Origin of the sequence: Methanothermobacter sp., assembly GCA_030055615.1 — an archaeon.
Lineage (GTDB): Archaea > Methanobacteriota > Methanobacteria > Methanobacteriales > DSM-23052 > Methanothermobacter_A.
In genome coordinates this window covers 170,689-183,095 of record JASFYN010000002.1, presented here as the reverse complement: position 1 = coordinate 183,095, position 12,407 = coordinate 170,689, and the positions used below count along the sequence as shown (strand labels likewise).

At 39.7% G+C, this 12,407-nt stretch carries 11 protein-coding genes; 2 read left to right on the top strand and 9 right to left on the bottom strand.

Annotation, left to right across the window (positions count from 1 at the left end; genetic code table 11):
• The first annotated feature begins 16 nt into the window (after positions 1 to 16).
• Entirely contained in the window at positions 17 to 472 is a 456-nt protein-coding gene (locus QFX38_04170; GenBank protein ID MDI9624059.1) for a deoxyuridine 5'-triphosphate nucleotidohydrolase, read from the top strand.
• Here QFX38_04170 and acs read toward each other — a convergent pair.
• Complete coding sequence (gene acs, locus QFX38_04165) at positions 467 to 2,419, bottom strand: acetate--CoA ligase (protein MDI9624058.1); 1,953 nt, start codon at positions 2,417 to 2,419, stop codon at positions 467 to 469. The genes QFX38_04170 and acs overlap by 6 nt on opposite strands.
• 67 nt (positions 2,420 to 2,486) lie before the next feature.
• Here acs and QFX38_04160 point away from each other — a divergent pair, with 67 nt between their 5' ends.
• Positions 2,487 to 4,097 (top strand): thiamine pyrophosphate-binding protein, encoded by a 1,611-nt coding sequence (locus tag QFX38_04160; protein ID MDI9624057.1) that lies wholly within the window; start codon positions 2,487 to 2,489, stop codon positions 4,095 to 4,097.
• A gap of 95 nt (positions 4,098 to 4,192) precedes the next feature.
• Here QFX38_04160 and QFX38_04155 read toward each other — a convergent pair whose 3' ends face one another.
• The 8 genes from QFX38_04155 to QFX38_04120 form a co-directional block, all read right to left on the bottom strand.
• Positions 4,193 to 5,323, bottom strand: coding sequence for a tetratricopeptide repeat protein (locus QFX38_04155; GenBank protein ID MDI9624056.1), 1,131 nt, complete (start codon positions 5,321 to 5,323; stop codon positions 4,193 to 4,195).
• A gap of 20 nt (positions 5,324 to 5,343) precedes the next feature.
• Positions 5,344 to 6,036 carry an anaerobic ribonucleoside-triphosphate reductase activating protein gene (locus QFX38_04150; protein MDI9624055.1) on the bottom strand — a complete coding sequence of 231 codons (693 nt, stop codon included), beginning with the start codon at positions 6,034 to 6,036 and terminating at the stop codon, positions 5,344 to 5,346.
• 4 nt (positions 6,037 to 6,040) lie between these two features.
• Positions 6,041 to 7,141, bottom strand: coding sequence for a histidinol-phosphate transaminase (hisC, locus tag QFX38_04145; protein MDI9624054.1), 1,101 nt, complete (start codon positions 7,139 to 7,141; stop codon positions 6,041 to 6,043).
• Positions 7,141 to 7,608, bottom strand: coding sequence for a gamma carbonic anhydrase family protein (locus tag QFX38_04140; protein ID MDI9624053.1), 468 nt, complete (start codon positions 7,606 to 7,608; stop codon positions 7,141 to 7,143). Before QFX38_04140 ends, hisC begins: the two co-directional genes overlap by 1 nt.
• Before the next feature lie 231 nt (positions 7,609 to 7,839).
• Positions 7,840 to 9,111 carry a sugar phosphate nucleotidyltransferase gene (locus QFX38_04135; protein MDI9624052.1) on the bottom strand — a complete coding sequence of 424 codons (1,272 nt, stop codon included), beginning with the start codon at positions 9,109 to 9,111 and terminating at the stop codon, positions 7,840 to 7,842.
• Entirely contained in the window at positions 9,105 to 10,448 is a 1,344-nt protein-coding gene (glmM, locus tag QFX38_04130) for a phosphoglucosamine mutase (GenBank protein ID MDI9624051.1), read from the bottom strand. The genes QFX38_04135 and glmM overlap by 7 nt, the downstream gene beginning before the upstream one ends.
• A gap of 2 nt (positions 10,449 to 10,450) precedes the next feature.
• Entirely contained in the window at positions 10,451 to 11,680 is a 1,230-nt protein-coding gene (locus tag QFX38_04125; protein MDI9624050.1) for a 2,3-bisphosphoglycerate-independent phosphoglycerate mutase, read from the bottom strand.
• Between the two features lie 21 nt (positions 11,681 to 11,701).
• The gene (locus QFX38_04120; protein ID MDI9624049.1) at positions 11,702 to 12,394 is read right to left on the bottom strand and encodes a TIGR00297 family protein; all 693 of its coding nucleotides are present in this window, start codon (positions 12,392 to 12,394) and stop codon (positions 11,702 to 11,704) included.
• Positions 12,395 to 12,407: the final 13 nt, after the last annotated feature.

Genomic DNA, 12,407 nt, shown 5'->3' with positions numbered 1-12,407 from the left:
ACAGGAGCAAAATAAAATGCTAGGAGAAAAAGAACTTATAAAGCTTTTCCCAGAATTCAAAGACTTAATACAACCAGCAGGTATAGACTTGCGCCTTGACGAAGTATTCGAACAAGCCGGCCCCGCTTCTCTTTTAGATGATAAAAAAAGATTACCGGAACTCCGAAGGTTAAAACCTCCACTTTATAATTTAAAACCTAAAAAAGCTTACCTTGTAACCGTGGACAGAAAAATAAAAATCCCGAAGGGTTATGCTATGATATACCTCCCCCGTTCAACATTACTAAGATCTTTTATAGCAGTGCACACGGCACTCGGAGATCCAGGATTCCAGGGAAAACTAAGATTCCTAGTCTATAATTACGGGGACTTTGAATATAAAATAAAAAGAGGGGAGAGGATAGCACAGGCCATTGTATTCAAGGTTAAAGGCTCTGGAGAATACAATGGAAGCTACCAGGAACCACTATAATGCCTTCTCCAATTCATCAACGGCCTCAGGATTCGCAAGGGTGCTCGTATCACCCACATCTTCCCCTATAAGTTTCGCTTTTATTATCCGCCTCATTATCTTACCTGATCTAGTCTTGGGAAGATCATCCACGAACCCTATATAACTTGGAGTTGCTATAGGACCTATCTCCTTCCGCACATGCTCCCTGAGCACCCCTTTAAGGCGCTGGGTTGGTTCAACATCCTCTTTTAATATTACAAAGGCCGCTATTTCTTCCCCTTTTAGAATATCAGGTTTCCCGACAACCGCAGCTTCCACCACAAGAGGATGGCTTACAAGCGCAGATTCAACCTCAGCAGTACTTATCCTGTGACCTGCCACATTTAGGATATCATCTTCCCTACCCTGTATCCAGAAGTAACCATCTTCATCTATCCTCCCAACATCCCCCGTAAGGTAAATGTTGGGGAATTTACTCCAATAGGATTCAATGTAACGTTTCTCATCCTTGTAGAGTGTTCTGAACATTGCAGGCCATGGGGTCTTAATTACAAGGTGTCCTCCTTCACCCCTTAGACTGTTACCATCATCATCTAGTACATCAGCTTTTATCGTTGGGAAGGGTTTATATGCTGAGCCTGGTTTCAATGGGTTTATAGGTAGAGGTGTTATAAGGTGCATTCCTGTTTCGGTCTGCCACCATGTATCCATTATGGGACATCTTCTTCCACCAATATTTTCATAATACCATATCCAAGCCTCTGGGTTTATGGGCTCCCCCACAGATCCCAGCAACCTCAAACTGCTTAGATCATGATCTTGCGGCCATTTTTCACCGTATTTCATGAACATCCTCACTAGGGTAGGTGCTGTGTAGAATATTGTAACCCCGTAGTCTTCTATCATCTTCCAGAGTCTTCCAGGATCTGGATAATCTGGGGCACCATCGTATAATATTGATGTAGCCCCTGCTATCAGAGGCCCATAAACTATGTAACTGTGGCCTGTTATCCATCCTATGTCTGCTGTGCACCAGTAGATGTCATCGTCTCGGATGTCGAAGACGAATTTCATTGTTGTGTAGGTTCCCACAGCGTATCCTCCATGTGTATGTACCACGCCCTTGGGTTTGCCTGTTGTACCTGAAGTGTAGAGTATGAATAATGTGTCCTCGGCTCCTAATATTTCGGTTTCGCATTCTTTATCCTGTCCTTTTAGGAGGTCGTTCCAGAAAATGTCTCTTCCCTCTTTCATATCTACTTCTGTTTTTAGATGTTCTACGACTATGACCTTTTCTATGGTTGGTATATCATCTATGACCGTGTCTAGTGTGTCTTTGAGTTTTATGATTTTTCCTCGTCGGTGGAATGCGTCAGCTGTTATCACTATTTTCGATCCCGCGTCTATTGCCCTTTCTTTGAATGCTTTGGCCCAGAATCCTGAGAAGACTACGCTGTGTATTGCACCGATTTTAGCACATGCTAGCATTGCAATGGGCAGTTCTGGTATCATCGGAAGATAGATGCTGACTCTATCACCTTTCTTGACTCCTAATTCTTTCAGAGCATTTGCTAGTCTGTTCACTTCCTTGTAGAGGTCGAAGTATGTTAATTTTCTTTGTCTACCATCTTCTCCTTCCCATATGTAGGCTATTTTGTTTTTTCTCCATCCTTTAACATGTCTATCAAGTGCATTGTGGACTATGTTAAATTTACCATCTGCAAACCATTTGGCATATGGAGGGTTCCATTCTAATACTTTAGTGTAAGGTTCGAACCAGTCCAATTCTTGTGCCAACTCGTCCCAGAACCATTCTGGGTCTTCTTCACATTTTTTAATGAGTTCAGAGTAACTTTTTATATTCCTTTCGTCCATCCATTTCTTAATATTGCTTTCTTTGACAAGTTCTTCTGGTGGATAGAATATTCTCTTCTCATGGAGTAATGCATCTAGGTGGTCGCTCATAAATTCTCACCTTTATGTATTTTTGGTTTGAGATAATATTTTAAAGTTGGCCTAGGAGATTTGGTCTATGAAATGTTCCGATGCTATTGTAAAATTATTAGAAGATGCTGGTATAAAATATGTTTTTGGTCATCCAGGTGAACATATATTACCCCTTTATGATTCCATAAGGACCTCGAGTATTGAACACGTACTTCTAAGGCATGAACAAGGGGCCGCACATGCAGCGGATGGGTATGCACGAGCATCCGGGGAAATAGGGGTTTGCATATCTACAGGTGGTCCTGGTGCCTTGAACCTTGTTATGGGTGTTGCAACAGCCTATAAGGATTCCATACCGCTAATCGTGATCACGGGGGATATTCCGAGGGATCAGATAGGTTTAAACGTATTCCAAGAAGTTGAATTGGAGAAAATATTCAAGCCAATTACGAGATACACTTTCAAACCAGCAGATGGTGAAGAAGCCATATCAATGTTGAAAAAGGCCCTACTATATTCTAGTATAGAACCTATGGGTCCCATCCACATTAATATAAATAAGGACATATTCCAAGAGGAGATAAGGGAGGATGTACTGTTAGAGGAGGTGGAATATTCTCCCACGAGAAATTATACTAGCATGGGAGAGGCTATCAGCTTATTAAAGTCGTCTAAAAGACCTCTCATAGTTGCAGGTGCTGGTGTGCTCTGGAGTCGGGCTGAAGATGATCTCAGAAAACTTATAGAAGCCCATAATATACCGGTTGCAACAACATATCCTGCGAGGGGTGTTATAGGTGAGGACCATCCACTATGTTTGGGGATGATAGGTACGAGGGGCACTCCCACAGCTAATTATGCCGGGAAAAGCTGTGACTTGATCATAGCATTAGGTTGCAGAATATCGGAAAGAACCATAACCGGCTTTGGAGATTCGCCAATAATACACGTGAATATTGACAAGAAAACATTCAAAGGCGATATTAATCTTCAAATGGATGTTAAAGAATTCATAAAAAGAATAAAGTCCAATGTAAGTTCATATAATGATTGGATCAGAGAATTGGAGGAGTATTCCATTGGGAATCCTCCAGCATATGATGATCCGCCACTTTTGGAAGATTATCCTCTTAAACCTAGTCAAGTTATACCTAGGATATTTGATCTGGCCCCTGATGCTATAATAGTGAATGATGCTGGAAGCCATACAACTTGGGTTACACTTTATAGGAAGGTCTTGGAAAGTCGTTCATTAATATATTCTGGGGCATTTGGGCCCATGGGCTATGGACTCCCGGCTTCGATTGGAGTGGGCTTGGCAAGACCTGGAAAGAAGATAATTTTGATAGCGGGTGATGGTGGTTTTCAGATGACCATGCAAGAGCTTGGGACAATAATGGAGAGGAAATTGCCTATTATAATATGTGTATTGAATAATTCGAGTTTGGGTATAGTAAGGCAATGGCAGGAGATGGAGTATGGTGAAAGCTACCAGGTCCACCTTGAAAATCCAGACTTTGTTAAATTAGCAAAATCATATAATATAAGATCTGTTAGGATAGAAAAGCCGGAAGAGTTAGATGATACATTTTTGGGTGTTCTTGGGATGGATGAGCCAGTTTTGGTTGAAATAAAAGTTGAAGAAGAGGATATCCCATTGCCATCAGATTTTATTGCTTTAAAGGGAAAGTCTTGAAATTGAATTGGGGGGTGAAATTCTTTTTGGAAGGCTTCTGAGATGTTTGTGGAGCTTATATTAGTTGGAGATGGTGTGAGAGGGTTTGGGGGCTTTCAGAGGTTTTCGAGGCATTCTTCTTTAAGTATTTTAGCGTCTTCGTTTTTTGGGTTTATCATTAGTGCTCTGTTGAATGATTCAAGGGCTTCTTCGAAGCGGTTTAATTCGAGCAATGTGACGCCACGGTTGCTCCAAAATATATCATTTTCTGGTTCTAATTCTAATGCCCTGTCATAGCATTCTAGGGCGTCCTGAAATCTTCCAAGTTCGAATAACGCATTACCCTTCCTATTCCAGAGTGTTGCACTTTCATCATCTTCTAGTGCTAACTTTAATGCGTTTTCATAAGATTTTATAGCTTCTTCTTTTTTTCCGAGTTCTGATAGTAGGTCGCCCCTGGCGTTCCATGCCCCCACATTTTTATCATCTGCTTTGATAGCCTTATCATAGTATTTGAGCGCTTCTTTTTTTTCTCCCATAACTTCTAGTATCACTCCATGCCAGTATAATATGGTTGTATCCTTTGGATTTATTTTGAGGGCTCTATTACTGGAGTTTAATGCTCCTTTTATGTTGCCTGCGTTGAGTAATGTGATTGCCTTGTTATTCCATATGTATTCGTTTTCTGGTTCTAACTCTAATGCTTTGTCATAGTATTCTATTGCCTTTTGGAATTTTCCAAGTCTTGTGAGGTTGTCTGCTAGCCTATTTAGTATGTAAACATTTTCTGGATCTAATTTTAAGGCTGCATTATAGCATGTTTTTGATTCTTTATATTTTCCAAGGTCGAATAATATGTCTGCCTTTTGGATTATCATGGCTTTTTGGTCTATTTTTTCGCCTTCCCATTCTTCAATTGGCAATCTTTTGAATCTTATAATCTGAAATTCGGTTTCATCATCAATGTCCCCATATATCCTTTCAAATTCTTTTTTAAGTTCATTAGCATCTTTAAAACCGTCTTCTTGGGCTAGTTTATCGTCTTTTATAAGTTCTTTGAATTTTATGATCTCTACACTTGTAACTTCGGCTTCGAAAACTTTTTGACGCTCTTTTGATATGAGGTTCCAGTAACAGTGGAGTCTATCACCTACTTTTAGGCGTTTTTTCCACAGTTTACGTATGGTCATGCTCTTTTCGCCGGTTATAAGGTCGATTTGGCGGCTGTTGAATGATAGGATGGGCAATTCACCCCCTCCACTGTTACTTATATTTTTTCTTCTCCAAATTCTTGCGTTCTGATCTTCACGTTTTCACAATACCTTTTAGCTTTCTTTGCGATGTCCTTTAAAATGGAAGGTGATGGTGGATTAACATTCTTGAATTTGGGGTCGAGTACCATTTTGTTCCTGAATTGTTGTATCACATAAAGGTCGCAATTGATTTGAGAAGCGATCTTTATAATGTCTCCCGGTTTTAAAAGCTTAGGGACATAAGTGGTTCTACACTCAAGGAAGACATTTGATTCTGATAATATATTCATTGTTTCTTTGACTTTAGCCCCATCAAAACCGAAAAGTTTCCGATATTTTTCAAATGGGGCTTTAACATCGAGTGCAACATAATCTACTAGATCTTTTATCTTATCGATGTACTTTGGTTGGTAGCCATTGGTGTCCAGTTTCGTTTTAAGTTTTTGTGACTTAGCGAATTCTAGAATCTTCTCTAGTTCATCTATTTGTAAAAGTGGTTCTCCACCACTTATCACAATAGCATCTACTAAATCCTTAGATTCTATTATTTTTTTGTAAATGTCTTTGAGTGAAACATTTTTTCCTCCTTTTATTAGTTCTGGATTGTGGCAATATGGACATTTAAGCGAACAACCAGCAAGGAATATCACAAGTGATGGTGTGCCGGGAAAATCCACCGTAGAAATACTATAATTTCCAATCTTCATAAAATCACTCTATGATCTCCCCGAGGGCTTCTATGAACTTATCATTTTCTTTCATTGTCCCTACACTCACACGTATCCAATATTCGTCCAAACCTTTGAATGATGTGCAATCCCTGACTATAACACCCCTCTTAAGCAGCTCATCTGTCAATTGACCCGCGTTCATGCCAGTTTCGCGTATATCCACCAATAGATAATTTGCATAGGACTTAAGGACTCTAATCTTATCCATTTGTAGAAGTCTAGAATATAGATATTCCCTACTTTTAATTGAAAATTCAATAGACCTTTTTATATAATCCCTGTCAGATAATGTCGCAAGGGCAGCTACATACGAAAGTCTAGTCAAACTGAAAACGGGCTTAATACGATGCATATAATCTATTATCCTAGGATTCGAAATACCATAACCTATACGCATACCAGCGAGGCCCATGGCCTTTGAAAATGTTCTTAGGATGAACAAGTTCTCATAATCCTCGATGAGTCCTATGTTACTGACACCTGCAAATTCAAAATAGGCTTCATCCACTACAACTAATGCAGAAGTTGAGTCAAGTATGCTGACTATATCATCCTTTGAGATCAGGCCACCAGTAGGATTGTTAGGAGTGCATAAAAATATAAGCTTTGTTTTATCATTTATGGATTCTATGACAGATTTTGTATCAACGGTATTCTTTTCCATGTCCCATTTTGCATAGGTGGGTCTTGCACCATATGGGCGTAGAGTATACTCATAATACATGTAGGATGGTATTGGTACGATGAATTCTGTGCCAGTTTCCATGAAGGTTTTGCCGAGGAGATCTATTATCTCATCGGCGCCATCACCCCCAATTATTATCTGATTGGGGGAAGTCCCTGAATAGTCTGCGATTGCTTTTTTAAGATCATCCAGTCCTGATTCTGGGTATCTGTGCATGTTTTTGGTTTCACGTTTCACGGCTTTAACTGCCTTGGGTGAGGGTCCGAGGGGGTTTTCATTGGATCCGAGTTTCACGATTTCACTTTCTTTAAGGTGATATTCTTCAGCTATTTCTTTTGTTGATCTTCCAGGTACGTATGGTTCTATTCCTAGTATCGCATCCCTTATCTTGGCCATTATAACCCCTTCTTGGCGAGTTTAGAGTATCTTAGCGCATTGTCTTTTACAGATTTTATCTCTTCTTTTGTAAGTTCCCTTATGAGCCTCCCTGGGACGCCGAGTATTAGACTCCCTGGGGGGAATTCTTTTCCCTCGGTTACAACAGTACCTGCTCCTATAATAGAATCTTTGTTGATGGTGGAGCCATTGAGGATGGTTGCGTTCATCCCTATAAGTACATTATCGTTTATCCTACAACCATGTAATACAGCTGCATGCCCCACAGATACATAATCTCCTATTATAGTCTTGAAGCCTTTGCTTGTATGTACTACACAATTGTCTTGGATATTGGAATATGAGCCTATCTTGATGGGTTCGATGTCGCCTCTCACCACGGCATTATACCATATTGATGAATGATCTCCTATTTCGACTTCACCTATTATTTTAGCTCCACTGAAGACTTTAAAGTTCTTTCCCATCTTCTCCACCTGAATTAGGGGCTTTTATGATATAATTAGTATATAGAATTAATAAGTATTTTCTTAAGAATCTCTTCCTAGGCCTAGCGTGTAAAGGATTAAATAAGACTTTTATTTGGACATAATAGGGATCCTCATAAAATAAAATTTCCTATAATATTTTAGAGGGGGGTTTCTAAATTTTTTAAAATTTGGTGACAGGTAAGATGGGAATGTTCTAGTTTTGAGAATCTAATCTCTTTTGCTGATTATATGTTCTTGATTTACTATTACTAGTCTGTTTGAGGGTATGTCATGTGATATTATACTGCCAGGTCCTATTTGGGATCCGACTCCCACTTTAATGCCTGGGTTAAAGGAGGAATTGATGCCAGTTTTAACATTATCTGCGAAGATCACCCCCATTTTGCGGCGGCCTGTGTCTATTTTTTCCCCTTTTATTGTCATTTTTACATGGTTATCGTCAAATCGGAGGTTTGCTATGTTTGTCCCCGCGCCGAGATTGCAGTTTTCTCCGATGACAGAATCTCCCACATAGGATAAATGGTTTATATTTGTTTTATCCATTATTATGGAATTTTTGATTTCGACGGCGTTTCCTATGCTTACATTGTCTCCTATTGATGTGTTTGCTCTAATGTAGGAGTTGGGTCCTATTTCACAATTTTTTCCTATGTAGATGGGGCCTATAATGTATGTTCCTGATCTTATTATGCTCCCCTCTCCTAGGATGATCGGCCCGTGGATTGTGACGTTATCCTCTATTTCACCTTTTATGTCTTCTTTTATGTTTTTGAGGAGTGTTTCATTGGCTTCTAATAATTCCCATGGTTTTCCAACGTCTACCCAATGCCTTTTGGATATTATGCCTTTTATTGTTAAATTGTCTTTTATTTGCATTTTGATGGAATCTGTTATCTCGTATTCTCCGCGGGGTGATTTTTTTGTCCTTTCAATGTAATCGAATATTTTATGATTGAATAGGTATATTCCAGTGTTTACCAGGTTCCCTGGGGCTTTATTGGCTGGTGGTTTTTCTATGATATCCTTTACGTTGTCTCCTTCTAGTTTAACAACGCCGAATTGGCTTGGATCTTTGACTTCTCTGAGTACTATGGTGGTGTCCGCTTCTTTATAATGTGATATTAAATCTGTGATAGTGGCTGGTTCGGTGATAATGTCACCATTGAGTACTATGAAATCATCCTCTATGTATTCTCTGGCATATTTTATTGCATTTGCCGTTCCTAATTGTTCTTTTTGTGTATGGTATCTTATATTTACGTTGAATTTGTCCCCATTCCCGAAATATTCTTTCACCTTTGATTCATGGTATCCTGTTATCATTATAATGTCTTTGATGCCATTTTCTTTTAGGGCTTCTATGTTATATTGTAGTATGGGTTTGCCTGCTATTGGTAGCATTGTCTTGGGCCTTGTGAGTGTGAGGGGTCTCATCCTTGTCCCTTCACCTGCAGTTAGGATGACTGCTTGCATCATAATCCCCTTATAATTTTTTCCATGAATGATCGGCTCATATTATGAAGTTTTTTGGCTGTTTTTTCTTTTTTAGCTTCTATTCTGATTCTTATATATGGTTCTGTGCCTGATGGTCTTATAAGTACCCAACTGCCATCCTCTAGTGATATTCTTGTACCGTCTATGTTATCTATTTGGATTTTTTCTTTGAATTGTTGTGGTAATTGTTTTTTAACTTTTTCCATCACATTACCTTTTTTCGTGTCAGGACAAGGTATTTTATCCCTTATATTGTGATATGATGGTATTTCATCGAGTAATTTGGATAATGGACCCTTTTCTGATACTATTTCAACGAGTTTGAGGGCTGAGAATATTCCATCAGGTGATAAAGAAAATTCTGGGTGTAACCATGTGCCGGATGGTTCCCCGCCGAATGATCCTCCTTCTCTGATTAGGGCTTCTGCAACATGCACGTCCCCAACCTTTGTCCTTATAACCTTTCCTCCGACTTCTTTTAAACATTCATCAAGGCTGATGGACGCGTCAACTGTGGTGATGATTTTCCCGCCCTTCTCTTTGGCAATTAGTGTTAGAAGTTTATCAAAATCTGCGAACCTGCCTTTTTCGTCAACTGCTACCATCCTGTCAGCGTCGCCATCATGGGCTATGCCAAGGTCAGCCCCACTGGCTTTAACCATGCTCATGAGATCTTTCAGGTTTTCTGGGGTTGGTTCGGGGTTTCGGCCTGGGAAAAAGCCGTCTGGTTGACAATTTAATGATAAGACTTCGCATCCAATTCTTCTTAAGATTATTGGGGTTATATGTGATGCTGCTCCACAACCACAATCAACCACTACTTTAAGATCGGTTTTTATTTTAAAATGTTCTAGTAAATCTTCCATGTACATTTTTGTAATGTCCAAGTGATCTGAACTTCCTAGATTGTCCCAGTCTACCGTAATGTAATCTTTTTCATGGATTATTCTTTCTATTTCTTTTTCTTGGGCTGGTGAATATGCCATTCCATTATGGTTCCATACTTTTATTCCATTGTATTCTGGTGGGTTGTGTGAGGCTGTTATCATTACACCTGCCTTGGCTTTGAGTTTGGAAGTGGCATATCCTATAAGTGGTGTGGGGACCATTCCTATTTTGATGACGTTACATCCTCCTTCCATCAGCCCTGCGGATAATGCGTTTTCTATGAGTTGGCTTGATGTGCGCGGATCGTATCCTACTATGACTTCACCTTCTCCTTTGAGGTAAGTTGCGATGGCTTTCCCAACATTTAAAGATAATGATGCTGTTAATTTTTCTTTAAATCTTCCTCTGATGCCTGATGTTCCAAAAAGCTTCATTTTTATGCACCAAATTTTTCTGTTTTGTCCATTAGGTCGAGTAGTATGTTCATTATATCTGATCCTTTTATCCTGCAGAGTCCACCTTTGCTTGCTTCTCTTTCATTGAATCTTTTTATGTTATCCACTCTTATACCTGGACCATTAATTACGATGGGTACAGGGTCTCCGGTATGGTCTTTTACACTTATTGGGGTGGTGTGGTCGGCTGTGAAGACAAAAAACATCTCATCTAATGGGAAGTCTTCGAGTATTTCATCAACTTTTTCTAGGAATTCTATTTTGCCTTTCAGGTCTCCGTCGTGGCCTGCTTCATCGGCGCCGTCAATGTTTACAAGTATGAAATCATATGGGCTGTTTATTGTATCAAAGATTGCGTCTTTTATATTCTTTAGGTTGGTGTCTATGCCACCGGTTGCTCCTTCCACTTCTATGATGTCCATGCCTGTTAGGTTCCCTATACCTCTTATGAGTCCTGTTTCAGCTATACATGCTGCTTTTAGCCCATATTTTTCCTCAAATTTTTTTATATGAGGTACTTCCCCAGCCCCTCTCGGTAGTATGATGTTAGCAGGATTTTCAGACTTTTTTAGGCGTTCTATGTTAACTGGGTGGTCTTTAAGTAATTTGTATGATTTTTTGACAAGTTTGTTTAGTAGTTTCGCGGTTTTTTCAGCTGCTGGAGAATCGTTTAATGGTTTAACAGTCTTGGGGGGTTTGCCCTCCTTTTTAGGGTCGGAATCCGATACTTTATCTGAAAGATTTTCACCCCTTAAAACTAGGACTGCCCTGTGTCCTGTAGATTCCTTGAAGATTATTTCAACATCTTCGAAGCCTTCTATTTCCATGGAGTTGATTGTTTCAGCTATTTTGTCGGTTTTTTCCCTTATTCGGCCTGCTCGCCTGTCTATTATTATCCCGTCCTTGTCTTGAGTTGCGAAATTGCATCTGAACGCTATGTCTCCTGGTTTCACTTCTACTCCAACCCCGGCGGCTTCAAATGGTCCTCTGCCAGTATAGACTTTATATGGGTCGTATCCTAGTATTGAAAGGTGTGCTGTGTCGCTTCCAACCCTTATACCAGGCTTTATCGGGTCCATGATACCATTAATACCATTCTCCGCTAACTTGTCCATATTTGGGGTTTCAGCAGCTTCTAAGGGTGTTTTTTCTCCTAGTTCTGGTATTGGACGGTCTGCCATCCCATCAATTATCATTATTAGGCTTTTCATAATTTTCCCACCTTGGTTATGTTAGAAATGGAGGAGGATTATCCCTGCAGCTGCTCCTGTAACTGTTGCTAATAGATTCACTTGTTCATTGTTAATGTAATTTTTTCGTTCAAATAAAGCGCCTAGTATGCTGTCCATGAAGCATCCTATGGTACCTGCTATCACGGCTATTTTAACGGATATTAAGGGGTTAGGGCATATATTGAGAAAATATGCTGATAGGCCGATGATGCCTGCTCCGATGATACCTGCAGCGGTTCCTAGCGGTGATACGCCACCATCTGTTCCAGGTTTAACTTCCTTTGTCAAATCTGTTATTAGTCTGGGCGTCTGCAACACTCCTATTTCGCTTGCTAGCGTGTCTGCTGTTGCCGTTGCCACTGATCCTATGAATCCCCCAAGGAACCCATCATAGTAGCTGAAGCTGGCCATTATAAATGGTATTATACCATTGGATATGACGTTTCGAGCATTCCTTCTACCTTCATAAAGTTTCATGGATTTCTTGTAATTTTTCTTATATTTTGTGGCTAAAAGGCTTAGGATCAAAAAAATGAATATTAAAATCAGCCAATTAAACCCAGCAGCTACTATTATAATAAAACCCATTATAACCATTAAGAGGGATCCCCACAAATCCAAGGCGCGCCGATTGTAAGTTAAAAAGCCTATAAGTATGCATATGAGTACATAAATCCAATTAAAATCTTTCATATGGGGGACCCCC

Excerpts from the sequence above, each read along its gene's own strand:
- QFX38_04170 (MDI9624059.1), top strand. The coding sequence starts at position 17 with ATGCTAGGAGAAAAAGAACTTATAAAGCTTTTCCCAGAATTCAAAGAC.
- acs (MDI9624058.1), bottom strand. The coding sequence starts at position 2,419 with ATGAGCGACCACCTAGATGCATTACTCCATGAGAAGAGAATATTCTAT.
- QFX38_04160 (MDI9624057.1), top strand. The coding sequence starts at position 2,487 with ATGAAATGTTCCGATGCTATTGTAAAATTATTAGAAGATGCTGGTATA.
- QFX38_04150 (MDI9624055.1), bottom strand. The coding sequence starts at position 6,036 with ATGAAGATTGGAAATTATAGTATTTCTACGGTGGATTTTCCCGGCACA.
- hisC (MDI9624054.1), bottom strand. The coding sequence starts at position 7,141 with ATGGCCAAGATAAGGGATGCGATACTAGGAATAGAACCATACGTACCT.
- QFX38_04140 (MDI9624053.1), bottom strand. The coding sequence starts at position 7,608 with ATGGGAAAGAACTTTAAAGTCTTCAGTGGAGCTAAAATAATAGGTGAA.
- glmM (MDI9624051.1), bottom strand. The coding sequence starts at position 10,448 with ATGAAGCTTTTTGGAACATCAGGCATCAGAGGAAGATTTAAAGAAAAA.
- QFX38_04125 (MDI9624050.1), bottom strand. The coding sequence starts at position 11,680 with ATGAAAAGCCTAATAATGATAATTGATGGGATGGCAGACCGTCCAATA.
- QFX38_04120 (MDI9624049.1), bottom strand. The coding sequence starts at position 12,394 with ATGAAAGATTTTAATTGGATTTATGTACTCATATGCATACTTATAGGC.